Origin of the sequence: Azospirillum fermentarium (genome assembly GCF_025961205.1) — a bacterium.
Lineage (GTDB): Bacteria > Pseudomonadota > Alphaproteobacteria > Azospirillales > Azospirillaceae > Azospirillum > Azospirillum fermentarium.
In genome coordinates this window covers 1,177,501-1,200,435 of record NZ_JAOQNH010000003.1, presented here as the reverse complement: position 1 = coordinate 1,200,435, position 22,935 = coordinate 1,177,501, and the positions used below count along the sequence as shown (strand labels likewise).

Genomic DNA, 22,935 nt, shown 5'->3' with positions numbered 1-22,935 from the left:
GGAAACGTCACGCCGCCCGCCAGAACCGGGATCAGGGCACGCAGACGAAGGTGGCGGTCCGCCACAGCGGCGAGCCCGACCCGCCGCGCAGATAGGCGGTGTCGATCTGGCTAGCGTGCAGGTCGCCCTGGGTCCGGCAGTAGGCTTCGGCCTTGTGCAGCGTGGCCTCGAGACCGGCCTTGGCGGTGTCGTAATCGATGCTGATGCGGTTGCCGTTGCGTTCCTGCACGGCGGTGGCATCGTTTGAACCGCAGGATGCCACCGCGGCGCCCAGAGCCAGCGGCAGCACCAGCCGGACACGCATCACACGCCGAAAACACCGCATCATCAACGACATCCCCATGGGCCGGACCAAACCCGGCTACGGTGCCCAAAGCACGGGGAGGCCGTCCAGACTTTATTCCGAAATGCGGCCCGCGGCCTGCAGGTGGCGGAACTGTGCCCACACCCGGTACGTCTCCAGATGCACCAGCCCCGGCTGGCGCACCAGGGACAGGGAATGGTCGTAGGGCACCCGGCAATCGCGGATCAGCCACACCAGCAGCCCCAGCACGAAGCCGTGGTCGTCGTGGCCGTCCAGGCTTTCCAGCGCCGCGCCGTTGGACGCCAGCAGCCGGTTGCGCACGGCGGCAACCCAGGCCGTGTCGGGCACCCCGCCCTTCAGCCGGTAATGGGCGCCGATGAACCCGAGCAGGTCATCCCAATAGGTCTGCACCGTGGCATCGGGAAACCCCAGGCTCTGGTACGCCGCCATGCGCAGATCGCCGGCCAGGAGCTTTACGCTTGCGGAACGGGACGTTTCCATGTCGGCGCTCTCCCACGGGTTCACATGAAATCCATATGGGAAGACGGAACGCCGGCGGACAGAGCGCCTTCGGAGATGACCCTTTCGCCGCCCGGAGCCCTTACGATGCCGCGGAAGCCCGCCGGGAGGTATTCACAAAGCGCAGCAACAGCTTGCGTGCCTCGATCAGCGAGTTCATCCGCAGATCGCAGGCCGCCAGCCCGGTGTCGGGATGAAAGACGCGGGCCATTTCCCGGAACCGCTTGTTGATGGACGCCTCGTCCAGGCACCATTCGTTGGGAAACCCCATCAGCGCGGTGGCCTGGCGCAGGTTGCGCGGCGCCTCCTCCGTCACGTTGGGGTACTGCTGGCGCAGCATGTCCACCAGCGCGTGGATGCGCCGTTCCAGGGTGGCGATCTGGTGATAGGGGCGGGTGACCTCGGCCACCGGCACCAGCCGCCAGCCGTCGCCGTCGTCCAGCGCCAGGGCGAAGGCCAGCAGCCGGCGGATCAGCGCCGGGTCCAGCCCCATGGGGCCGCGGATCTTCAGGCACGGCTTGCGGCGGAAGGTGCGGCTCTGCCCGTTGGCCAGCGGCACCACCGTCACCGACAGATCGCCCGGTTCCGGTTCGCCGGGGTCGGCGATGGCCTCCAGCCGCGCCGGGGTCGCCAGGATCATCGCCGATTCGAGAATCTCGGCCAGGGTGACGCCGTTGCGGTCGGCCAGGGATTCCACCGCGTTGCGGAACGCGGTGGAGCACAGAACCTGATGGTTGGCGAGAAGCTTGGCGGTGCGCCGGCGGCCCGGCGCTTCCGACGCCGCGTCCGCCCCATCGTCGGGGGTGACCGTTCCAAACCCCGGAGAAATGCCGTCGGACTGACTCATGGGAGCGGTGGTGAATCGTTATGATGGGGGGAGGGGGCGAACCATAAGCCTTCTGCCCCGGACTGTCCACATTCCGCCGGGGGGGATGGTTCACCCGCCGCCGCGGTTCTGGAGAACCTGTTCGATGCTGTGGACCACGAAACCGCCCAGCCGCTCCATCAGCGGGCGGGCCAGCCGCAGGATGGTGTCGTCCGGGATCAGCCCCATGGCCCAGGCCGCGGCACCCAGGATCAGCGCCGCCATGGACAGGGTGACCACCGCCTCGGCCAGCCACACGGTCAGCCGGATGGGCGCGGTGGTCACCCGCCACGCCCACAGAACCGTCAGCCCGAACAGCCGCAGCGCGTGCCAGGGGGACGCGGGGGCCGGCGGCAGGGCCGCCGCCGTCACCGGAACCGCCCCCGTTATGGTTTCCGCGGTGGGGGCGGCGGGCGTGGCCGGGTGCGGCGTGGCCGGGCGGGGCGGGGGGGCGAGGTGCGAGGACATCCGCAACAGGGTGTCGGACAGCCGCACCAAAATCAAGGATGCGGAGCCGCCGCCGGCCCGCGACCCCCGTTCGGCCCACTGGCCCAGCATGCGGAGCAGCGCGGACAGCATGGTCACGGGGTTCCCGGCGCGTAGGGATGCCACGCGCGGTCATAGACGGCGCGGATGCGCTCCACATACTCGCGGGTTTCGGCATAGGGTGGTACGCCGTTGTGCTGCTCCACCGCTCCTTCCCCGGCGTTGTAGGCGGCGACGGCCTTGGTCACGTCGCCCTGGAACGTGTTCAGCAGCCAGCGGAGGTAACGCATGCCGCCGAGGATGTTGTCCTCGGGATCGAAGACGTCGGCCACGCCGAAGCGGCGGGCGGTGGCGGGCATCAGCTGCATCAGCCCGGCGGCCTTCTTCGGCGACACCGCATCGGGGCGGTAGCGGGATTCCACCCGCATCACCGCCAGCACGAGATCGGGGTCCAGCCCCATGGTCCCGGCGTGCCGGTTGACGATGGCCACCACATCCGCCGGAGCATCCGCCGGCCCGCGGACCGGCGGCACATCGCGGAACAGGGGGCTGGCGGGCATCGCGGCGGCCGGCATGGCCGCACTGGCGTACCCCCCGGCATAGCCGCCCGGCCCTGCGGCAAAACCGGCGCCCGCCCGCGGCGCCACCGCCGGAACCGCCCGCCCGGCGCAGGTGGGGGCGGCCACGGCCATGGTCGGCCCGATGGTGCGCAGCATCGACGTGGCGCCGGCATGGCCCCGCGACGAGGCGCGGCGCAGCCACGCCGCCCCCATGTCGGGGTCCATCGGGGCGCCGATGCCGGTCAGATAGATGCGGCCCAGTTGATAGGCCGCGTCCGTATGGCCCTGGGATGCGGCGCGGCACAGCAGCGACACCGACCGGTCCATGCCCGTCGGTCCCATTTTCCGGCTCATCATCGCCAGGGTGTATTGCGAGGCGGCATCGCCCCCCTGCGCCCGCGCCTCCAGACTCTGCCGGCTGTCGGCCAGGGCCGGCGCCGTCCCCGCCGCGGCGGCGAGCACGGCGGCGGCCAGACACAGGGCGCGGGGCGCGCCGCCCGTCATTTCCGTCCGGTCCACTCGCGGATGCCCAGAAGGCCGTAGGTCTTGAACAGATCCTGATCGTTGGACATCAGTTCCTGGAGCAGTTCCGACAGGTCCATCCGGCCCCACGCCACCGCCCGCTTGATCAGATAGGGCACGGGGCTGTGGGGTTCGGTGCGCAGCAGGTAATCCGCCGCTTCGGTCAGGCGGCGGTAGGCGTCCTCGCGGCTGACGATGGGGCCGGCGGGGCGGTTGGGGAATTCCGACACGCTGGCGCCGCGGGCGTCCACGGCCGGATCCTCCGCGCCGGCAACGGCGGCGGCGTCCGGGGCCGCGTCGGTCGGGATGTCGTTCATGCCACCGATCTCCTTGATCACGCGCACCATGTTGTCCAGAACGCCGCGGGTGCCGGTGAACGACGGCGCATCGCGGCCCATCAGCGCTTCCAGCCGGCCTTCCAGCTTCGCCACCTCGGCCAGCAGGCCGGCCAGTTCACGCGCCTGCGCCACGAAGAAATCCATGGGCGTCAGCGATGCGCTGGCCAGCATGCGCTGGCGCGTCATCTTGCCCTCCGACGCCAGCCGCTCGAACTGCTTGGCGTTGCGGCGGGACAGCGCCTCCATCTGGATCGTCTCGTCGTACTGATCCAGGGAACAGGGGCTGGCGTCGGCGGTGGCCGGGCTGGTCAGCGGCACCTGGCGCAGGAACACCACCAGGCGGCGGTCCAGCGCGACGAAGGGGGCGGCGCGCCATTCCAGATCGCCGTCCTCCACCTCGGGGTGGACGTCGGCCCAGTAGAGCGCGCCATAGTCCCCCAGCAGGTTCAGCCCGTCGATGATGCCGGGGATGCCGTGCAGATGGGCCAAAGCCTCGGTCAGCCAGCAGCCGATCTGAAGATCCTTGGTCCGGCTGCGCAGCACGTCCACCGCCAGCCGGTAGAGGTCGGGCCATTGGGCGCGCTTGACCTCCCGCTGCCAGACGTCCTGGGACAGGCCGGCATCCTCCTCCCGCTGGTACTCGCGCAGGCGGTCGTAGGCATCGTCGTAGCGCAGGCTCTCGCCGCAGGGAGCGTCGGGGGAAATCGGCTTGATCAGCGCGGCGTAGGGCAGCGCCGCGATCCGTGGCCGGTAATCCTGCGGTTCGGCCGTCGCCGGTTGGGCATCCATTCGCAATACCTTCTGATGCGTTCGTCATCCTGATGCGTTCGTCATCGCGGCGCGGGGCGTGTTTCCCGCCGGGCCGGACCAAACCGCCGCGTGCCCGCCCGATGCAACGCCCCCGATGCAACGCCCCCGATGCAACGCCGAGGTGTGGTGGGCCGGCGGCGGGGCGGACGGACGGGCCGGTGGAGGGGAGCATGACGGGGCAACGTTCCCATGACAAGCTCCCTTCGATGTGTCAGCATCCTTAGACTGTGGACGGGAGGTGAGGCGCCAAGGGGGTTTTGCTCCCGATGGGATCCGTTCCGCTTCAAACTCAACGTATCGGCGCATTGATGGGTTTTATTTGCTTTTTTCTGTAATAGCGTCACGGCGCTCTGTTACCAAACTGAAACAGAAAAGCAGGTTTTTGTCTCCAATCGGAAAAATTAGTGGGACAAGCCATCCGGTCATTCGGCCAAAGATTGGCACGAGGGGTGATGATGTTCTGTCAATCATCGCCGGATTGTAATCGTGTCAGGCAACAACCTATCAATCATTCATTGCTTACCTTGCGCACGCCAATCAAAGGTGATAGACGCCGGATGCGTTACTGCAATAGGATGCCTTGCAGCCGTCAAGCCGCGGATTTCTAAATTCATGAATGGGAACTGCTGCGCATGATCGATCCGGAGTTGCAGGCGCTCCTTCTGAGCGGACCGGCGGGCATCGCCGCGGTTCTGGGGGCGTCCCTTTTGGCGGCGGTCTGTGCCCTGTCGGCCCTGGTCCGGGCATCCCGCATGCAAAGGTTGATGGCGGCGGAATTTGCGGCGCTGAACGGCCGGCTTGCCGCGGCCGAGGCCGAAGCGCGTGCACGGGTGGAGACCCTGTGCGCCACCATCCCGCCGCCCGTGCCTGTGCCCGCGCCGTCTGCGCCGGATGCCGACGCCGTGGCGGCGCTGGCGGAAGCGGTGCGGTCGGCGGCCACGGCGGTGGCGCGGATCGACCGGCAACTGGGTGACGTGCGGCTTCAGATCCGCACCCTTCAGGCCGACACCGGAACCCGCATGGATCAGTTGACCGGGGAAATTCAGGCGGCCCTGTCCGGGTACGAGCGTCTGGCCGTGGACGTGATGGCGAAGGCGCTGGCCGCCGTGCCCGCCGCACAGGATGCGTCCCTGGCGGCGCCGGCCCCGCCCGCCGGGGCCGGCCGCGGCGGTGACGAGACGGTGCCCCGCGAGCGGGTGCCGGAGCCGTTCCGGCGGCCCGTGCCGCGTCCCGTCGGGTGACGGACATGGCCGGTGCGCGGAGGGTTCCCGGCCGTGACGGGGCCGGTGCGGGGGAAACGAGGGTGAGACGAGCGGGGGTTTGGATGTTCAAGGCCGTTTGCGGGAAAAAGGGTGCCGCCGTCCGGCGCTTTGCCGTGGCTGTCGCGGCGGTGGCGGCCCTTCAGGGGTGTTCGGCTGCCGACTGGGTTCTGGGGCGCCCGCCCAAGGTGCAGGTGGACAAGATCCAGCTCCTGGCCGATTCGGATGCCAACGGCCGGCGCCCGGTGCCGGTGGACGTGGTGCGGGTGGGCAATCTGGCGCTGGCCGACCAGTTGGCCAAGGTGCCGTCCCAGGACTGGTTCGCCAACCGCGCCCAGATCCTGCGCGACAATCCCCGCAGCGCCGACATCGTGTCGTGGGAGGTGGTGCCGGGCCAGCGCATCGGCCTGCGCGAGCTGCCGCCCTTCGACGGGCGGGTGGTCGCCGTCTTCGTGTTCGCCGGCTACACCACTCCGGCGGACCACCGTTTCCGCGTGGCCTCCGACGATGCGGTCGTCGTCCACCTGCTCAAAGACACCTTCACCGTTGAAACGCTTACGCCGTAAGGGGCCGGTCATGGTTCTTCTGTCGTCTCCGGGGGTGCCGGCATGAGCGCCCCCGCCACCCCCCACGCCATTCTGTGGCACGAGGGCATGATGCTCTCGCCCCAGCATTTCCAGCAGCAGGACCGGCGGACCGAAGCGCTGCTGTCGGCCCGGCTGGGTGCTGCCGCTCCCGATGCCTGGGGCGTGATCGAGCTTCAGATCGACAAGGCCGCCCTGGTCAACGGCCTGTTCACCGTTACCCGTCTGCACGCGGTGATGCCCGACGGGCTGGTGGTGACCTATTCCACCGACCCGCAGGACGGCTGCCCGGAACAGACGCTGAGCGTCGATCTGACCCAGGCGCAGGACGACATCAAGGCCAAGCCGCAACGAATCCATCTGGCGGTGCCGGTGGCCGCCGCCGACGGCACCCTGACCGCGGGCGGCACCGCCCGCTATCTGACGGCCGAGGGGCCGGAGGCGGTGGACGAGCACACCCCCGACGGGCGCCTGCGCGTGCCGCGGATGGTGCCGAACATCCAGCTTCTGGTGTCCAACCAGCCGTCGCGGCGCTTCGTCACCCTGGCGGTGGCGGAGGTGGAGTTCCGCAACGAGACCTTCTCCCTCACCGCCTTCGTGCCGCCGGCGCCGCTGAACGATCCCGCCGCGCGCCCCGGCGCGCTGTGCCTGGGCATCGCCGAGCGCATGCGGCAGAAGGCGGTGATGCTGTCCGAACGCATCCAGGCCGCCGTGCGCGAAGGCGGGGTGGTGTCGCAGCAGGACCAGACCATGATCCAGGCGCTGGTGGCATCCCTGCCGCGGCTGGAGGTGGCCGCCCGGTCCCGCCACACCCACCCGGCGGTGCTCTACACCGAACTGTCCGGCATCGCCGGACAGGTGTCGGTGATGACCGAAAGCCTGATTCCGCCGGTTCTGCCGGCCTATGCCCACGACAACCCGTGGCCGGCGTTCGACGCCGCCGGGCGGTATGTGCATGCGGTGCTCGACCGCATCAGCGAAACCTATGTGGCGGTGGCGTTCGACCGGGCCCAGGCGGCGTTCAGCCTTTATCTGCGCGACCGCTGGCTGCGCCCCGGCCTGACCATCGGCATCCGCCACGGGGCCAGCATGACCCAGGCCGAAACGGTGAGCTGGCTGGATTCGTGCCTGATCGGGTCGTCCTCGCTGATCTCCGATCTGGAATCGCGCCGCATCCTGGGCGCGCCGCGCCGGCTGATCGAGCGGGACGACGAGCTGCAGGTGGTTCCGGGCCGCGGCATGCTGCTGTTCGCGCTGGACACGGCCCAGGGCTTCGTGCGCGCGGGCGAGCCGCTGATGATCGTGCAGCAGGATGCGCGCCGCACCATCCAGCCGTCGGAAATCATGCTGTTCGTGCCGCCGGGCTGACCCCGGCCCCCGTGCCCCAAGGAGCTTTGAGCCATGGAACACAGCCTGAGCGGCCGGACGACGATGACCGCGTTGTTTCGCCGCTTCTATGCCGAGTTGCTGACGTGCCGCGCCCGTGCCATCGCGTCGGCGTCGATGCCGGCGTCGGCGTCGATGCCCGCCCCGGCCCCGGCGCCGCTGGCCGCCGCGCCGGCCCCTTCGGCCGTGCCGCCGCTGGCCGGTGCGTTTCCGGTGTCCGGCCCGCCGCCGCTGGCCGGCGGGCCGCCGGTTGCGGCGGTTGCCCCGCCGCCGCCCGCGGCCTTCTCCGCGGCCAGGCCGTCCTCGGCCATGCTGGCCGAAGAGCTGTCGGACCGGCTGGTCCAACTGCTGGAAACCCTGGGGCAGGAAGCGGCGCGTTCCGGCGGTCCCTTTGCCGCGGCCCTGTTCGCCGAGGCGAAGTACGCCATGGCCGCCCTGGGGGACGACGTGTTCCTCAGCCTCGACTGGCCGGGGCGGCAGGCATGGAAATCGGTGCTGCTGGAGCAGCGCCTGTTCAACTCCTACGTGGCGGGCGAGGGGCTGTTCCAGCGCATCGACCGCCTGTTCCAGCAGCCCGACGGCGGCAGCCGCGATCTGGCCGCGGTCTATCTGGCGGTCCTGGGGCTGGGGTTCGAGGGCAAGTTCCGCGCCCACGACAGCCGGGGCGAGGTGACGGAATACCGCCTGCGCCTGCACCGGCTGCTGGCCAAGGGGCGGCCCGTGTCGTCGCGGGCCAGCGGGCGGGCCTATGAACGGCTGATCAGCGACGCCAAGCCCAAATTCCTGCCCACGACCCGCGTCTGGTACTGGGCGATCGGCGGCGTGGCCGCCCTGTTCCTGGTGGTGTCCCACATCGTGTGGGCGGTCAACACCGGGGGAATCGCCGAAGATCTGGGGGCCGCGCGCGCCGCCATCGAAAATCTGGGAACGTCATGGCCCAACTGAATATGTCGCCCTGGGGGCTGTTCTATTCCGCGTGGTCGGTGATCCAGCCCTACTGGCCCTACATCGCGGCCCTGATCCTGCTGGTCCTGGGGCTGGCCGCCGCGTATCTGCTGGTGACGACGGTGGGGGCGGTGATCCGCCGCCGGGTGCTGTCGCGCCAGTTCCGCGCCCAGCCGGGTGTCGGCCAGGCCGAGGGGGCGGCGGCGGCCGCGGCCCCTGAACCGGAACGCTTCGCCGTTCTGCCCGACGGGGTGTCCACGGTGTCGCTGGAGCGGTCGTTCGCCGACGTGCTCGACCTGCTGAAGCGCCATGTTCCCAGCCGCACCTTCCGCTACGAGATCCCGTGGTTCCTGTCGCTGGGCGACGAGGGGGCGGGCAAGACCACGCTGTTCGCCTCCGCCCCCATCCACCGCCCGTTCTCCAGCCCCGGCACGGTGCCGCAGAGCGGGGCGGCGTGCAGCTGGTGGTTCTTCGACACCGCCATCGTGCTGGATCTCGCGGGCCGGGCGGTGCTGGGGCCGGGGGGCCGCGCGCCCGAGGGCACGTTGTGGAAACGCTTCATCAAGCTGGTGCAGGCCAGCCGGCCCCAGCGTCCGCTGGACGGGGTGATCCTGTCCATCTCGGCCCGCGACCTGCTGGACCAGACGGCGGAGGGCAGCAACGCCCTGCTGGTAAAGGCGGAAACCCTGCACAACCGTCTGTGGGAACTGCAGAAGACGCTGGAAATCAACGTTCCCATCTATGTGATCGTCACCCAGTGCGATGCGCTGGACGGGTTCCCGGAATTCTGCGCCGCCCTGCCGGCGGAGCTGTCGGCCTCGATGCTGGGCTGGTCCAGCCCCTATGGGGTGGAGGCGTCGTACAACCCGCGCTGGGTGGCGGAGATCTTCGACGAGACCGCCGCCGACATCGCCGCCATCGAAACCGACCTGTTCGCCAGCCAGCCCCTGGCCGACGAGCGCGGGCGGCTGGCGCTGCTGCCGGAAAGCTTCCAGCATCTGCGCCGTCCGATGGAACAGCTTCTGGGCCGCATCTTCACCCCCACCGCCTATCACGAGGTGTTCGTGCTGCGCGGGGTGTATTTTACCGGTGCCAGCGCCCCCGCCGCCGCGGACGAGGTGGACAGCTACCGCGCCCTGACGGCGTTGCCGTCCGGCAACGGCCCGTCGTCGTCGGCCCCGCCGGTCGCCTTCGTCCGCGATGTGCTGGAACAGAAGATCTTCCAGGAACTGGGGCTGGCGCGCCCGGTGTCGCGCGCCCTGTTCGTGTCCACCAAGCGCACGCGGCTGGCGCAGGCGGCCCTGGCCGGCACGGCGGCGCTGCTGACCGGTGCGGTGATCTATGAAAGCGGCGCGCTGGCCGACCGTGCGCGCGTCATCGGCTCCACGGTGGAGGAAACCCGCCGCGACCTGATCCGGTTCGAGGAGCGGGCGCGCATGGGCGGGCTGTCGGCGGAAGCCGCCGCCGATCCCCCGACCATCGCCCGGCTGCTGTCGGCGGCGGTGCTGGTGGAGCGCGAGGATCTCTCGTCCTTCCTGCTGCCCACCTCGCTGCTCAGCCGTATGGACGGCGATCTGGAATCCCTGGTCAGCATCGCCATGCAGCGCATGATGCTGAAATCGCTGCGCGGCGGCCTGTTGCAGCAGTTGAACACCGCCGTGGGCGGGCTGGGGGCCAACGGCATGGGCGATGCTCCGCGGTCGGGGGCGGTCAACATGGATTCCCGCGCTGCCCCGCGCTCCATCGAGCAGTTGCCCGGATACCAGCGGCTGTCGCGCTACATCGACCATCTGGCGGCACTGCGCGAGAACCTCGACCGGTACGAGCGGCTGCGCCGCACCGGCTCCTTCTCCGATCTGGCCAGCCTGACCCAGTACGTGTTCGGCGTGTCCCCGCCGTCGATCCTGAAGGACAACGAGCGTTTCCGCTCCAACGCCATCCGCATGGCGAAGCTGCAGGAGATCAACGTCGATCCGCTGCAGTCCGCCGCCGGCGTGGGCGCGCTGCAGTACGCCGAGGATCTGTACGACGACCTGTTCGCGCGCAACAGCCTGAGCTTCTGGTCCAAGCGGCTGCAGGCCCAGCTTGAGACGCTGCGCGCCAACGCGGTGTCGAACCGGATTTCCGCCAGGGATCTGCAGGACATGCAGTATTCCTACCAGCAGCTCCGCTCGGTGGCGGACGCGCCGGTCAACCGCTGGATCCTGTCGGCGGAGGCCAAGTCGCCGCCGGAAATCGACATGCTGCTGGGCCGCATCGCCGTGTCGGTGCTGTTGAGCGGCCGCACGTTCGAGGAGATCGGCAAGACCATCGCCACCCGGTCCATGGCCCTGCGCGACGAGATGCTGGGCCTGGACATGCCGTTTGTCGGGCGGGTGTTCGTGCAGACCCAGGCCGGCGCGCCGTTCCAGCTCAACGAGCGCTTCCACGACCTGATGGATCCCATGGAGGTGCTGCTGTCGCAGGGCTTCATGGCCGACCTGGGCACCGCGAAGTTCGAGCCGGTCAGCGCCGACAGCCATCTGATGTGGGACGCCACCGTCCTCAATCAGGCCAAGCAGTACAAGGTGGACTATTCCACCTATGTGGCGCAGCGGCTGAGCGATTTTCCCAAGCCCCTGCATTCGGCCCTGCGCATCGCGGTGGGCCGGCGCATGGTGTCCAACGTGATGACGCTGACCGCCCGCGCGGTGTCGGTGTCGAACAACGAGGACACGTTCCGTTCCGCTGCCACCGACCGCTCGCTGGCCGATCAGGTGGCGTCGTTCCTGACGGTGGCGCCGATCATCCAGGAACTGATGGACGGCGTGCGCCCCATCGCCGAGCCGGGATCGACGCTGGACATCGAGCAGCTTCTGAACGCCCAGAGCGTGCAGATCCTGAACCGCGTCACCGACGTCCTGGCTTCCGAAGAGCCGTACAAGCCGCTGGTGGACAACATCGGCCGGTGGGACGGCGAGCCGGGCGCCCTGGCCCGCGCCTTCGGGGCGGCCAACGGCGGCGAGCTGGCGTCCATGATCGCGTCCGCCCGCCAGCGGGTGCGGGTGCTGGCCAAATCCTATGCCAAGCCGGCGCTGGACTACATCAAGGATCCCTACCGCATCGGGTCGCCGGGCGCCGAGCGGGCGGTGCAGGACTGGCAGGACATCCTGGCGGCCATCGACCGCTACGACCAGCAGATCCCGAACAACGCCCTGTCGGAGCTGGAAAAATACGTGCTCTACGTCGGCAACGCCGTGGGCCGCGACAATTGCCGCGAGGTGCTGGGCGAACGGGTCGGCATGGTCGGCGGCGGGGATTACTTCTCGCGCATCCATGTCCAGTCGCTCTCCCGGCTGAACGAACGCTGCCTGCGGTTCCAGGCCCAGCAGATCCACACGGTGATGCAGGAGCTGGGCGCCAGCTTCGGCCAGCTCCTGGCCGGGCGCTTCCCCTTCGTCCGGGCCGAGGATGCGCTGACCGCACCCGACGCCGATCCCGCCGACATCCGCCGCTTCTACCGCCTGTACGACGACATGAAGCCGCGCATCGAGCAGGAACTGGCCACCGACAAGCGCCGCAACAGCCCGCTGCGCCAGTTCGTGGAACAGGTGGAGGGCAGCCGCGCCTTCCTGGCCGACATCGTGGAACCGGAAGGGTCGGGTAGCCTGAAGCTGTCGGCGGAGCTGACGTTCGGCGTCAACCGCGTCAACGAGGTCGGCGGCGACCAGATCATCGAATGGTCCATGCGCTCCGGCTCCTCGGCGGCGGGATCCAACACCAAGGAACGCACGCTGGTGTGGTCCTATTCCGAACCGGTGGAAATTTCGCTGCGCTGGGCGTCGGGGTCCGACTACCGTCCCCGCCGCGCCGATGGCCGTCCGGGGGCGCCCACCGTCACCGACGACAAGGCCACCATCGTCGAAAAGGGGCCGTGGTCGCTGCTGCGCCTGCTGGTGGCCCGCGGCGTGCGCAACCCCGAAAGCTTCGATCCCATGCTGCGCGGCCAGCAGGTGATCCGCATCACCGTTCCCACCCGCACCGTATCCGGCACGGCGGCCCCCGACACGGTGGTCTTCCTGGCGGCACGGGTGACGGCGGGGGCGGGCGGCAAGACGCCGGCCAAGGGTGTTCCCGCCTTCCCCATCCGCTTCCCCGACGTGCGGCCCACGAGCTTCTGAGCCAACCCCGGAGCGCCGGAACCACGATCGGTTCCGGCGGCTCCCGCGTCCCCCCTTAAGGGACAGTCCCGAGGGAACCATCCATGGAAATCAAGTTTCTGGTCGGCAAGCTGAACGCGACCTGCCGCCGCGCGCTGGAAGACGCGGCGGCCCTGGCGGTGGCCCGCTCCAATTTCTATGTGGAGGTGGAGCACTATCTGGCCAAGCTGATCGACGTCCAGCCCTCCGACATCCAGGCGGTGTTCCGTCAGTACGACGTGGCCCCCGGCACGGTGCAGGCGGAACTGTCGGTCGCCATCGACGAATTCAAGCGCGGCTCCACCCGCACCCCCGCCTTTTCCCAGGACATGCCGAAGATCCTGGAGGGGGCGTGGATGACCGCTTCCCTCACGCTGGGGGAACCGCAGATCCGCTCGGGCGCCATCCTGCTGGCGGTGCTGGAAAACCAGCAGCTCATGGGCGTCCTGTCGCAGAAGGTGCCGTCGCTGGCCCGCATCCCGCTGGACCGGCTGAAGGTGGACCTGAAGGCCCTGTGCCAGGCCGGCACGGGCGAAGGCACGGTGCGCACCGCCGCCGATCCGCTGGTGCCCACCGGCGCCCCGGCGGCCGCGGGCGGCTCGGCCACCGCGCTCGACACCTTCACCAACGACCTGACCGCCGCGGCGCGGGCCGGCAAGATCGACCCGATCATCGGGCGTGACGCCGAGATCCGCCAACTGGTGGATATCCTGCTGCGCCGCCGCCAGAACAACCCGATCCTGACCGGCGAGCCCGGTGTGGGCAAGACCGCCATCGTCGAAGGCTTCGCGCAGAAGGTGGTGGCCGGCGACGTGCCGCCGCCGCTGCGCAACATCTCGGTCCGCACGCTGGATCTGGGGCTGCTCCAGGCCGGTGCCGGCGTGCGCGGCGAGTTCGAGGACCGGCTGCGCCGCCTGATCGACGAGGTGCGCAAGTCCCCCACCCCCATCATCCTGTTCATCGACGAGGCGCACACCATGATCGGTGCCGGCGGCTCGGCGGGGCAGGGGGACGCCGCCAACCTGCTGAAGCCGGCGCTGGCCCGCGGCGAGCTGCGCACCATCGCCGCCACCACCTGGGCGGAATACAAGAAGTACTTTGAAAAGGATCCGGCTCTGGCCCGCCGCTTCCAGGTGGTCAAGGTGCCGGAACCGTCGGACGCGGCCACCATCGCCATGATGCGCGCCCTGCTGCCGCGGCTGGAAAAGCACCATGGCGTGGTCATCACCGACGAGGCGGTGATGGACGCGGTGCACCTGTCGTCGCGCTACCTGTCGGGGCGCCAGCAGCCGGACAAGTCGCTGAGCGTGCTGGACACCGCGTGCGCCCGGGTGGCGGTGGGACAGAACAGCACCCCCGCCCCCATCGAGGCCATCGGGCACGAGCTGATGACCATCGACAGCGAACTGGCGCTGCTGCGCCGGGAACGCAACGCCGGCATCGGCCAGCCCGAGCGCATCGACGCGCTGGTGCGCCGCCGCGAGGAACTGGTGGCGGAACAGGCCGACCTCAACGCCGCCTTCACCGCCGAACAGGGGATGGTGGAGCGCATCCGCCAGCTTCGCGCCACCGTCTTCGAGAAATCCGCCGCCGCCGAAACCAACGAGGTGGCGCGGGCGGAGGTGGAGGGGCTGCGCCACAGCATCGCCGGCCTGATCCGCGAGTTGGAAACCATGCAGGGGGAAAACCCGCTGGTGCCGCTGTGCGTCGATACCCATGTGGTGGCCTCCGTCATCTCCGGCTGGACCGGGATTCCGGCGGGCCGCATGGTGCGCGACGACATCAAGGGCGTGCTGACCTTGCGCGAGCGCATGGCCGACTGCGTGATCGGCCAGGACGATGCGCTGGCCACCGTCGCCAAGCGCATCCGCACCGCCTCCGCCGGCCTGGCGGAACCGGAAAAGCCCACCGGCGTGTTCCTGCTGGTCGGCCCGAGCGGCGTGGGCAAGACCGAGACCGCCGGCACCATCGCCGAACTGATGTACGGCGGGCACAAGGACATGATCGTCATCAACATGTCCGAGTATCAGGAATCCCATACGGTCTCGAACCTGAAAGGCGCGCCTCCGGGGTATGTCGGCTATGGCGAGGGCGGGGTGCTGACCGAGGCGGTGCGCCGCCGCCCCTACAGCGTCGTCCTGCTGGACGAGGTGGAAAAGGCCCACCCGGACGTGTCGGAGCTGTTCTATCAGGTGTTCGACAAGGGCACGCTGGAGGACGGCGAGGGCGAGGTGGTCGATTTCCGCAACACCGTGATCTTCATGACCTCCAACCTGGGGTCGGAAGCGATCATGGACCATTGCCTGAAGGCGCGCACCCGCCCCGACCCGCAGGATCTGGTCGATATCGTCCGCCCCTATCTGGTCAACCATTTCAAGGCGGCGTTCCTGGGCCGCGTGACCATCGTGCCCTATTTCCCGCTGACCGCGCGGGAGATCGGCGACATCGCCCGTCTGAAGCTGCGCAAGATCCAGAACCGCATGCGCGATGCCCACCGGGCGGAGCTGACCTTCGATCCGGCGGTGATCGACGCCATCGTCGAACGGGCGACGGAAACCGAGAGTGGCGCACGTTCCATCGATGCCGTCCTGTCCAACACAGTGCTGGCGGAGCTGTCGGACGAGGTGCTACGGCGGATGGTCGATGGGACACCATTCTCCACCATACATGTCGCCGTGAACGAGATCGGTTTCCTCTATACGTTTGAATGAGCGCTTGATTGCAGCGTGTTGATTGAAATTCCGTGTTGCGGCGTGTTGATTGCGCCGCAACACGGGTCTCGGTCCCGGTCATTTCCCCGGCTGTGACAAAAATGGGGATTGGAACTATGGACAATCTTCGGTTTCTTGGTCATCATCCATAAAAGCAACTTCTGTCTCTATGGTTTTGTCGGCGCGGAGGAGTGTTGATGGGGCATGGCGTGAAGAAAAATTCTGCGCATACGCGAAATACATGCAGATTTTTCAATATTCATGCTGGTTGATGGCAAAACCTGATGGAAAATCCAAAGCAAAGCATTGCGTGTGGCAAATTTAATTTGCAAAGGGCATTTTGTTTTTGGATTTGGCATGATTATTTAATTTTATTATTTTTTGATTGATTGGCAACGCAAGCATTTTTTCATGTAAAAAATGTAACATTGCAGAATTGGTATGATCCGTAATTTTGTTATTTCATTACAATAACAAATCAATTTATTGCTTGGATGCGTGTTGTTATCTGAATAGACCTATGTGCGGGTTTGCTGTTCGTTATGGTCATTATCTCCTTGGACGACGTGCCGCCAGGTGCGGGTTTCGGGTAAATCAGACCGTCTTGAGTGGAAACGCTAACTTTTAACTGGGAGTGATCCTAGATGAGCGAGAGCCTTCAGCATAAGCTGGACCGTGTTCGTCCCCCCCGCGTCCAGATCACCTATGACGTGGAAATCGGCGATGCGATCCAGAACAAGGAACTGCCGCTGATCGTCGGCATCCTGGCCGACGCTGCCGGCAAGCCCGAAAAGCCGCTGCCGAAGCTGAAGGACCGCAGCTTCGTCGAAATCGACCGCGACAATTTCGACGATGTGATGGCCGCCACCGGCCCGCGCCTGCCGCTCCAGGTCGAGAACCGTCTGGCCAACGACGGCTCGCAGATGAACATCGACCTGCGCTTCAACAAGCTGGAAGACTTCGACCCCGTGTCGATCATCAAGCAGGTCGAACCGCTGCGCCGCCTCTACGACGCCCGCGAGCGCCTGAACGACCTGCTGGCCAAGCTGGAAGGCAACGACGAGCTGAACGCCCTGCTGGTGTCGGTGATGGAAAGCTCCGAGCAGCAGACCGCCCTGCGCGGTGCGCTGGATGGTGCCGAGCCGGCGCCGGCCGCCGAAGACGAGCCGGCCTGATCCGCCCCCGCCCATCATTGACGACGCTCCTCCACGGACCGGTATCTGGAGATTACAATGGCGACCGAAACCCTTGACGCTCAGGGTATGCTGGTTGAAACGGCGCAGGACAGCGGCTCGATCCTCGACCGCATTCTGACCGATGGCAAGATGGCGCGCGACGAGTCGCAGACCGCCCACGCAAAGGATCTGATCGGGCAGTTCATCGCCCAGGTCATCGACAGCGGCGTGGCCGTCAGCAAGGACTCCACCGCGGTCATCAAGGCGCGCATCGCCGAGATCGACGATCTCATCAGCGGCCAGCTCAACGCGATCCTGCACGACGAGGCGTTCCAGAAGCTGGAAGCCACCTGGCGCGGCATGCACTATCTGGTCGGCCGGACCGAAACCGGCCCGAACCTGAAGCTGCGCTTCCTCAACGCGTCGAAGAAGGAACTGCTGGCCGACTTCGAAAAGGCCTCCGAGTTCGATCAGAGCGCGCTGTTCAAGAAGGTCTACGAGTCCGAATACGGTACCTTCGGCGGCCAGCCCTATGGCGTGCTGGTCGGCGACTATGAGTTCGGCCGCAACGCCCAGGACATGGAACTGCTGAAGTCCCTGTCGCAGGTGGCCGCCGCCGCGCACGCCCCCTTCATCTCCGCCGCCTCGCCGCGCCTGTTCGACATGGACAGCTTCGCCGAGATCGGCAACCCGCGCGACCTGTCGAAGATCTTCGAAAGCTCGGAGCTGGTGAAGTGGCGCTCGCTGCGCGAGAGCGAGGATTCGCGCTATCTGTCGCTGGTGCTGCCGCACATCCTGATGCGCCTGCCCTATGGGCCCGAGACCAAGCCGGTCGAAGGCGTGAACTTCACCGAGGACGTCGGCGGCGCCGACCATTCGAAGTTCGTGTGGGGCAACGCCGCCTGGGCCTATGCCGCCCGCATCACCGATGCCTATGCCAAGTACGGCTGGTGCGCGGCGATCCGCGGCGTGGAAGGCGGCGGTCTGGTGGAAGGCCTGCCGGCCTACACCTTCAAGACCGACAACGGCGACATCGCGCTGAAGTGCCCGACCGAGGTGGCGATCACCGACCGCCGGGAAAAGGAACTGAACGACCTGGGCTTCGTGTCGCTGGTCCATTGCAAGGGCACCGACTACGCGGCGTTCTTCGGCGGCCAGACGGTCAACAAGCCGAAGGTCTACAACACCGACGCCGCCAACGCCAACGCGCGCCTGTCGGCGGTGCTGCCGTACGTCATGGCCTCGTCGCGCTTCGCCCATTACCTGAAGGCGATCATGCGCGACAAGATCGGCTCGTTCCAGTCGCGCGCCGACATCCAGAAGTTCCTGAACACCTGGGTGGCCCAGTTCGTGACCCTGGACGATCAGGCCTCGCTGCCGACCAAGGCCCGCCTGCCGCTGCGCGAAGCCCGCGTGGACGTGTTCGAGGTGCCGGGCAAGCCGGGCGCCTACCGCGCCACGGTGTTCCTGCGTCCGCATTTCCAGCTGGAAGAGCTGACCACCTCGATCCGTCTGGTGGCGGATCTGCCGGCCCCGGCGGCCGGCTGAGCATAGACGTGCTTCGGGGCGCCGGCCGTCGTCCGGCGCCCCTCGATACCCGCGCTGACGCCTCCCCGCTTTTTCAAAAACCCGGGATGCCGCCCTTTCCAGCGCTTTCAAATCGAACCATCACCATTGCATGGAGGATATCTGATGGACGCCATCATCATGAAGATCGGCGACAAGTTCGCGATCGAAGGTGAATCGACGATCGACGGCCACGCCAAGGAAATCGACCTGATCTCCGTGGACCATGCCATCACCCTGCCGGTGACCTTCGACACCTCGGGCAACTCGCGCACCCGCGGCCGTTCGCAGCACGGCGACATCATCGTGGCGAAGTACCTGGACAAGGCATCGGCCAAGCTGCTGGAAGCCTGCTCCAAGGGCATCGACCTGGGCAAGGTGCAGCTCTACTACGCCCGTACCCTGGAAGGCACGACCGAGATCTTCTGGCAGGTGGAACTGACCGACGTGTATGTGTCGTCGGTGAAGAACAGCTCCAAGCGTGGTGAAGACCTGCCGCAAGAGGTGGTGACCCTGAACTACACCTCGATCAAGTGGACCTACAACCTGTTCAACAACCAGGGCACCAAGGACGGCTCGGTGTCGGCCGGTTGGGATCTGGCCCAGAACAAGGCGGCCTAACGTTCCGTGGCGCAGTCCAGATCCGGATCGTCCCGTTCGGGACATGCGCACAGCGGCCGGGCTCTGCTGTTCGAGCGGCTCGTCGATGACGAGCCGCTGCGGACGGCGGAGCCTTCGCCGTTCCGTGCCGTCGATCTTCAGGGCATGCGGGAGTCCATCGCCCGCGAGCTGTCGTGGCTGCTGAACACCCGGGCCCCCATTCCCCCCGGTGCGGCCCCCCGCCCGTTCCGCAGCACCATCGATTACGGTGGCCCCGACGTCGCCCGCTCCGGCGACCGCAGCCGGGAAGGGCTGCTGGGCATCGCCGGCGACATCACCGACGCCGTTTCCGCTTTCGAGCCGCGGCTGACATCGGTCATGGTATCGGTGGATTGGGAGACGCTGAGGAACCGCAAGGTGACCATGGAGATTTCCGCCCTGATGGTGACCGGCGGTGTTCCGGTGCCGGTGACGTTCCCGGTGCATCTGGGTGGCGATGGAGACGCAGAGGTCGAGCATGGCTGGTGACGAACATGATCCGCTCCTTCCGCATTATCTGCGCGAAATCGCGTATCTGCGGCGGGAAGGGCGGTGGTTTGCCGCCAAATATCCCAAGGTCGCCAGCCGGCTGGAGTTCAGCGGCGACGAATCCGCCGACCCCCATGTGGAGCGGCTGATCGAATCCTTCGCCTATCTGACCGCGCGGCTGCAGCACAATCTCGATTCCGAATTCCTGGAAATCCCGGCCAGCCTGCTGGGGGTGCTGTTCCCCCAGATGATGGCGCCGGTTCCATCCATGGCCATCGCCAAATGCGTGGTCGGTTCCGACGGCGGCCCCCTGGGCGGCGAGGTGATACCCAAGGGCCTGCCGCTTTATTCCGAAACGGGGGAGGGGGTTCCCTGCCGTTTCCAGACCGCCTGGCCGCTGGAGATGTGGCCGCTGCGCGTGACCGACGCGCGCCCTGCCAGCGTCATCGACTATGACCTGCCGGCGTCCGACGGGCGGTACGCCGGGGCGGTGGAAATCCGGGTGGAGGGAAGCGGGGTTCCGGTGGACGCCCAGGGCTTCCGAACGCTGCGTTTCTTCATCGGCGGCGACCGGGTGCAGGCCAGCCAGATCTATGAGATGCTGTCGGCCAGTTTGTCGGGCATCGCGCTGGTGGCCGACGACCCGCGCAAGACGGTGGTGCTGCCGGCGGATGCGCTGCGCTTCGTCGGGTTCGAGGATGACGAGACGGTCCTGCCCGGCGACGGGCTGGTGGGGGTGCCCCACCGGCTGGTGCAGGAATACTTCGCCTTTCCCGACAAGTTCTTCTTCTTCGAGATTTCCGGGCTGGAGCGCCGCCCCGCGGGCGGGGCGCTGCGCATCGCCTTCCTGTTCTCGCACATGCCAAAGCGCGCGCCGTCGGTGGACGCCGGCACCTTTCATCTGGGCTGCGTCCCGGTCATCAACCTGTTCCGCCGCACCAGCGAGCCGATCCGCATCACCCACCAGCAGCCGGAATACCGCGTGGTGGCCGACCTGCGGCGGGAGGCGACGACGGAAATCCACACGGTGGAGTCCATCCGTCTCGTCTCGCCCGGCCGTCCGAAGCCCGAGGTGGTGCGGCCCTATTTCGCCCTGAACCACCGCGCGGCCCCGCTGGACGGCGACATGGGCGGCGATTCGGGCAACGTGTTCTGGATGACGCGGCGTCTGGCGGCGTCGGCCCCGGGGCAGTCGGGCACCGATCTCCTTCTGGCCCTGGTGGATCTGGATTTCCACCCCTCCCATGTGGCGGACAAGGTGGCGTACGCCGAGGTGGTGTGCACCAACCGCGGCCTGGCCGAGCGCATGACGGCCAACACTGTCCTGAAGACCGACGAAACGGTGCCGGCGTCGCGCATCGTGCTGTTGACCAAGCCGTCGCGGCAACTGGCTCCGCCGTCCCATGGGGAAACCCTGTGGCGGCTGGTGTCCACGCTGACGGTCAACCGCCTGTCCTTCGGCAACGAGCCGCACCGGCTGGAATCGCTGAAGGAGATCCTGCGCGTCTACAACATGGCCAACACCGCCGTGGCCGAACAGCAGATCGAGGGCATCCGGTCCATGGATTGCCACACGGTGGTGCGCCGGCTGGGCCGCGATGCGTGGCGCGGCTTCTGCCGCGGGACGGAGGTGGTGCTGAGCTTCGACGAGCGCCATTACGTCGGCTCCAGCATCTTTCCCTTTGCCGGGGTGCTGGACCGTTTCTTCGCCCTGCACGCGTCGATGAACGCTTTCACCCAACTGTCCATCCGCAGCCAGCAGCGCGAGGGAATCCTGCGCGAATGGCCCATCCGTGACGGCGCGGGCGGTCTGGTATGAGCGCTTCCGGCACCCCGGCGGCCTCGCCGCAAACCGCACCCGCCGTCCGTCCGGCGGGCCGCACGGTGGAAAGCCTGCTGCTGCGCGAGGCGTACCGTTTCGATTTCTATCAGGTGGTGAACCTGATCGAAACGCTGCGCCCCGGCACCGCCGGCATCGGCACCGGCACGATGGCATCGCAGGAGGCGGCGCGCTTCGTCCACCTGCCGTCCCAGGCGTTTCCGGTGTCCGACGTGGTGTCGGTGCGCCCCGCCGCCCGCGCGGGTGAGCCGTACGAGATCCACACCACTTTCCTCGGCCTGTCGGGCGCCCACGGCCCGCTGCCGCCGCCCTACACCCGGCTGCTGCTGGAACGGATGGCGCGCAAGGATGCGGGGATGCGCGACTTCCTCGGCATCTTCGAACACCGGCTGATCGCGCTGATGTATCAGGTGCGCCGCCGGCACCGGGTGGCGTTCGACCGCACGCCGCCGCACCGCACGGCCATGGCGCGCTATCTCTACAGCCTGATCGGGCTGGGCACCCCGGGCACGCGCGACCGCATGACCGCACCCGACCGGTCGCTGCTGCAGCACGCCGGCATCCTGACCCACCACCCCCGCTCGCTGGCGGCGGTGTGCAGTCTGGTCGGCGCGCTGTTCGGCGTGCCGGTGCAGGGGCGCAAGCTGATCGGGGCGTGGCAGGCGGTGGACGCCCGCGATCTGACGCGGCTGGGGCGCCTTGGGCGCAACAACGCCCTGGGCCGCACCGCCATGGCGGGGCAGCGGGTTTGGCAGCAGGATGCGCGGGTGCGGCTGATCCTCGGGCCGCTGGGCAAGGCGGATTTCGGCCGGCTGCTGCCGGGGACGGCCGGTTTTGCCGCTCTGTGCGAGTTGAGCCTGTTCTGCATCGGCGATCCGGCGCTGGAGCTGGAGGTGGAGATCCGCCCCGATCCCGCGGCCCTGCCGCCGGCCCGGCTCAGCCGCATCGACGGGGCGCGTCTGGGGTGGACCGCGCGCCTTCCGGCCAAACCGTCGGCGGATCCGCCCGCCGGGCTGGTGTTCGGCCCCCGCTGGACCGCCCCCCACACCGCCGGCCCGGCGTAAGCGCCGCCTTGCCGCGGACCGGGGCGCGGCCTACATGATGGCGGGAAGGCTCACATCACGGCGGGACGGCCATGGACGACGAAAACCCCTGTGTCGGGATCTGCATCATCGGCGAGGACGGCCGCTGCGAGGGCTGCGGCCGCACCGAGGATGACATCTACGGCGTGCCGTCTTCGCCGGTTGGAGACGGCACGCCGGAGTAAGGCCGCCTACGCCTTATAGGCCAGACGCAACCCGCCCCAGTGGTCGCCGTCGATCATGATGGGGCAATCCACCTCCTTCAGGAACACCACCTGCCCCCCGCCCATGTCGCGGTCGTAGGTGTGGTGGAAGATGGGCAGGCGGTTGTGGGCCGCCAGCATGCCGGCGCGGTCGTTGAAGATCCGCCGGTTGCGGCAGTTGGCGGCGTTCCACACCGGGTCGCTGCCCTGGGGCTTGCTGTAGATCCGGTTGTGGGTGGGCAGATAGCCGTTGCGGTCCACCGCCGCACACAGGATGACGCCCTGCGCGCGGGTCAGCACCTCTTCCTGGATGGGCGGCAGCAGCGCGTCGGCCAGGGTGGTGAAGGCGGTGGTGAACTGCTTGGGGTTGCTGCCGGCAATCTCCTGATAGCGCTGGTCGAACAGGGCGGCCTTGCTGATCCGCCCGCTGCGGATGGCGGCGGTGAACGCCTGGGTGATCCGTCCCGCCGCGTC

Annotated in this window: 20 protein-coding genes (1 of these 20 only partly in view); 13 read left to right on the top strand and 7 right to left on the bottom strand. The window is 67.9% G+C overall.

The window, feature by feature from the left end; all coding sequences use genetic code 11:
• Positions 1-31: 31 nt before the first annotated feature.
• The 6 genes from M2352_RS25525 to tssA form a co-directional block, all read right to left on the bottom strand.
• The gene (locus tag M2352_RS25525) at positions 32-328 is read right to left on the bottom strand and encodes a hypothetical protein (protein WP_264667315.1); all 297 of its coding nucleotides are present in this window, start codon (positions 326-328) and stop codon (positions 32-34) included.
• Between the two features lie 69 nt (positions 329-397).
• Positions 398-805 carry a hypothetical protein gene (locus M2352_RS25520; RefSeq protein ID WP_264667314.1) on the bottom strand — a complete coding sequence of 136 codons (408 nt, stop codon included), beginning with the start codon at positions 803-805 and terminating at the stop codon, positions 398-400.
• Between the two features lie 100 nt (positions 806-905).
• A complete protein-coding gene (locus tag M2352_RS25515; RefSeq protein ID WP_264667313.1) occupies positions 906-1,670 on the bottom strand; it encodes a hypothetical protein in 765 nt (254 codons plus the stop codon).
• A gap of 90 nt (positions 1,671-1,760) precedes the next feature.
• Positions 1,761-2,273 carry a hypothetical protein gene (locus M2352_RS25510; protein ID WP_264667312.1) on the bottom strand — a complete coding sequence of 171 codons (513 nt, stop codon included), beginning with the start codon at positions 2,271-2,273 and terminating at the stop codon, positions 1,761-1,763.
• Complete coding sequence (locus M2352_RS25505) at positions 2,270-3,238, bottom strand: transglycosylase SLT domain-containing protein (RefSeq protein WP_264667311.1); 969 nt, start codon at positions 3,236-3,238, stop codon at positions 2,270-2,272. Before M2352_RS25505 ends, M2352_RS25510 begins: the two co-directional genes overlap by 4 nt.
• Complete coding sequence (gene tssA, locus M2352_RS25500; RefSeq protein WP_264667310.1) at positions 3,235-4,383, bottom strand: type VI secretion system protein TssA; 1,149 nt, start codon at positions 4,381-4,383, stop codon at positions 3,235-3,237. Before tssA ends, M2352_RS25505 begins: the two co-directional genes overlap by 4 nt.
• Before the next feature lie 653 nt (positions 4,384-5,036).
• On the opposite strand from tssA, the gene M2352_RS25495 reads away from it, so the two are divergent.
• The 13 genes from M2352_RS25495 to M2352_RS25435 all read left to right on the top strand — a co-directional run bounded on the left by M2352_RS25495 (position 5,037) and on the right by M2352_RS25435 (position 22,443).
• The gene (locus tag M2352_RS25495) at positions 5,037-5,645 is read left to right on the top strand and encodes a hypothetical protein (protein ID WP_264667309.1); all 609 of its coding nucleotides are present in this window, start codon (positions 5,037-5,039) and stop codon (positions 5,643-5,645) included.
• Positions 5,646-5,728: 83 nt separating this feature from the next.
• Positions 5,729-6,229, top strand: a complete 501-nt coding sequence (locus tag M2352_RS25490; protein ID WP_264667308.1) for a hypothetical protein — start codon at positions 5,729-5,731, stop codon at positions 6,227-6,229.
• A 42-nt stretch (positions 6,230-6,271) separates the two neighbouring features.
• A complete protein-coding gene (gene tssK / locus M2352_RS25485; RefSeq protein WP_264667307.1) occupies positions 6,272-7,615 on the top strand; it encodes a type VI secretion system baseplate subunit TssK in 1,344 nt (447 codons plus the stop codon).
• A 33-nt stretch (positions 7,616-7,648) separates the two neighbouring features.
• Positions 7,649-8,578, top strand: coding sequence for a DotU family type IV/VI secretion system protein (locus M2352_RS25480; protein ID WP_264667306.1), 930 nt, complete (start codon positions 7,649-7,651; stop codon positions 8,576-8,578).
• The gene (locus M2352_RS25475) at positions 8,566-12,738 is read left to right on the top strand and encodes a type VI secretion system protein (RefSeq protein ID WP_264667305.1); all 4,173 of its coding nucleotides are present in this window, start codon (positions 8,566-8,568) and stop codon (positions 12,736-12,738) included. The genes M2352_RS25480 and M2352_RS25475 overlap by 13 nt, the downstream gene beginning before the upstream one ends.
• Positions 12,739-12,821: 83 nt before the next feature.
• Positions 12,822-15,467: a type VI secretion system ATPase TssH gene (gene tssH, locus M2352_RS25470; RefSeq protein ID WP_264667304.1), complete on the top strand. Its 2,646-nt coding sequence runs from the start codon at positions 12,822-12,824 to the stop codon at positions 15,465-15,467.
• A gap of 644 nt (positions 15,468-16,111) precedes the next feature.
• Positions 16,112-16,642, top strand: a complete 531-nt coding sequence (gene tssB / locus M2352_RS25465) for a type VI secretion system contractile sheath small subunit (RefSeq protein ID WP_264667303.1) — start codon at positions 16,112-16,114, stop codon at positions 16,640-16,642.
• Positions 16,643-16,699: 57 nt separating this feature from the next.
• Complete coding sequence (gene tssC, locus M2352_RS25460) at positions 16,700-18,190, top strand: type VI secretion system contractile sheath large subunit (RefSeq protein WP_264667302.1); 1,491 nt, start codon at positions 16,700-16,702, stop codon at positions 18,188-18,190.
• A gap of 144 nt (positions 18,191-18,334) precedes the next feature.
• Positions 18,335-18,829 (top strand): Hcp family type VI secretion system effector, encoded by a 495-nt coding sequence (locus tag M2352_RS25455; protein ID WP_264667301.1) that lies wholly within the window; start codon positions 18,335-18,337, stop codon positions 18,827-18,829.
• Positions 18,830-18,835: 6 nt separating this feature from the next.
• Positions 18,836-19,336, top strand: a complete 501-nt coding sequence (gene tssE, locus M2352_RS25450) for a type VI secretion system baseplate subunit TssE (RefSeq protein ID WP_264667300.1) — start codon at positions 18,836-18,838, stop codon at positions 19,334-19,336.
• Entirely contained in the window at positions 19,326-21,155 is a 1,830-nt protein-coding gene (tssF, locus tag M2352_RS25445) for a type VI secretion system baseplate subunit TssF (RefSeq protein WP_264667299.1), read from the top strand. The genes tssE and tssF overlap by 11 nt, the downstream gene beginning before the upstream one ends.
• Complete coding sequence (tssG, locus tag M2352_RS25440) at positions 21,152-22,240, top strand: type VI secretion system baseplate subunit TssG (RefSeq protein WP_264667298.1); 1,089 nt, start codon at positions 21,152-21,154, stop codon at positions 22,238-22,240. The genes tssF and tssG overlap by 4 nt, the downstream gene beginning before the upstream one ends.
• 71 nt (positions 22,241-22,311) lie before the next feature.
• Complete coding sequence (locus tag M2352_RS25435; protein WP_264667297.1) at positions 22,312-22,443, top strand: DUF1289 domain-containing protein; 132 nt, start codon at positions 22,312-22,314, stop codon at positions 22,441-22,443.
• A gap of 6 nt (positions 22,444-22,449) precedes the next feature.
• Here M2352_RS25435 and M2352_RS25430 read toward each other — a convergent pair whose 3' ends face one another.
• Positions 22,450-22,935: the final stretch of a protoglobin domain-containing protein gene (locus tag M2352_RS25430; protein ID WP_264667296.1), read on the bottom strand. Its footprint extends 1,635 nt past the window's final position; 486 of the gene's 2,121 nt are visible here — the last part of the coding sequence; its start codon lies beyond the right edge, outside the window — the gene reads right to left on this strand; the stop codon is at positions 22,450-22,452.

Bases quoted from the DNA above. Each gene is read 5' to 3' on its own strand.
- tssH (WP_264667304.1), top strand. From the start codon at position 12,822: ATGGAAATCAAGTTTCTGGTCGGCAAGCTGAACGCGACCTGCCGCCGC.
- M2352_RS25435 (WP_264667297.1), top strand. From the start codon at position 22,312: ATGGACGACGAAAACCCCTGTGTCGGGATCTGCATCATCGGCGAGGAC.
- M2352_RS25475 (WP_264667305.1), top strand. From the start codon at position 8,566: ATGGCCCAACTGAATATGTCGCCCTGGGGGCTGTTCTATTCCGCGTGG.
- tssK (WP_264667307.1), top strand. From the start codon at position 6,272: ATGAGCGCCCCCGCCACCCCCCACGCCATTCTGTGGCACGAGGGCATG.
- M2352_RS25480 (WP_264667306.1), top strand. From the start codon at position 7,649: ATGGAACACAGCCTGAGCGGCCGGACGACGATGACCGCGTTGTTTCGC.
- M2352_RS25525 (WP_264667315.1), bottom strand. From the start codon at position 328: ATGATGCGGTGTTTTCGGCGTGTGATGCGTGTCCGGCTGGTGCTGCCG.
- M2352_RS25495 (WP_264667309.1), top strand. From the start codon at position 5,037: ATGATCGATCCGGAGTTGCAGGCGCTCCTTCTGAGCGGACCGGCGGGC.
- M2352_RS25515 (WP_264667313.1), bottom strand. From the start codon at position 1,670: ATGAGTCAGTCCGACGGCATTTCTCCGGGGTTTGGAACGGTCACCCCC.
- tssG (WP_264667298.1), top strand. From the start codon at position 21,152: ATGAGCGCTTCCGGCACCCCGGCGGCCTCGCCGCAAACCGCACCCGCC.
- tssA (WP_264667310.1), bottom strand. From the start codon at position 4,383: ATGGATGCCCAACCGGCGACGGCCGAACCGCAGGATTACCGGCCACGG.
- M2352_RS25520 (WP_264667314.1), bottom strand. From the start codon at position 805: ATGGAAACGTCCCGTTCCGCAAGCGTAAAGCTCCTGGCCGGCGATCTG.
- M2352_RS25490 (WP_264667308.1), top strand. From the start codon at position 5,729: ATGTTCAAGGCCGTTTGCGGGAAAAAGGGTGCCGCCGTCCGGCGCTTT.
- tssB (WP_264667303.1), top strand. From the start codon at position 16,112: ATGAGCGAGAGCCTTCAGCATAAGCTGGACCGTGTTCGTCCCCCCCGC.
- tssC (WP_264667302.1), top strand. From the start codon at position 16,700: ATGGCGACCGAAACCCTTGACGCTCAGGGTATGCTGGTTGAAACGGCG.
- tssF (WP_264667299.1), top strand. From the start codon at position 19,326: ATGGCTGGTGACGAACATGATCCGCTCCTTCCGCATTATCTGCGCGAA.
- M2352_RS25505 (WP_264667311.1), bottom strand. From the start codon at position 3,238: ATGACGGGCGGCGCGCCCCGCGCCCTGTGTCTGGCCGCCGCCGTGCTC.
- M2352_RS25455 (WP_264667301.1), top strand. From the start codon at position 18,335: ATGGACGCCATCATCATGAAGATCGGCGACAAGTTCGCGATCGAAGGT.